The organism is Mesorhizobium sp. Arg314, assembly GCF_053714275.1.
The window spans coordinates 1-227 of record NZ_JBSKBP010000378.1 but is presented as its reverse complement, the minus strand read 5'-3'; the positions used below and the strand labels follow the sequence as shown (position 1 = coordinate 227).

General features: G+C 69.6%; 1 protein-coding gene. It reads left to right on the top strand.

Going from position 1 to position 227, the window contains the following annotated elements:
• A partial coding sequence (locus ACWGS9_RS36210; RefSeq protein ID WP_454509579.1) for a transposase occupies positions 1 to 227 on the top strand: 227 nt, incomplete at both ends.

The following is a 227-nucleotide window of genomic DNA, read 5'->3' as shown; positions in this document are numbered from 1 at the left end:
TTCCGCCGCCTGTTCCTCGCCCGGCTGATCGCACTGCACGACGCCGGCCGGCTCGCCTTCTTCGGATCGATGACGCAGCTGACCGAGCGACGGGCCTTCCTGCGCCAGCTTGCTGCCGCCCGGAAGAAGCGCTGGGTGGTCTACGCCAAAGCGCCGTTCGCGGGGCCGGAGGCGGTGCTCGCCTATCTGTCGCGCTACACCCACCGCGTTGCGATCTCAAACCGCCG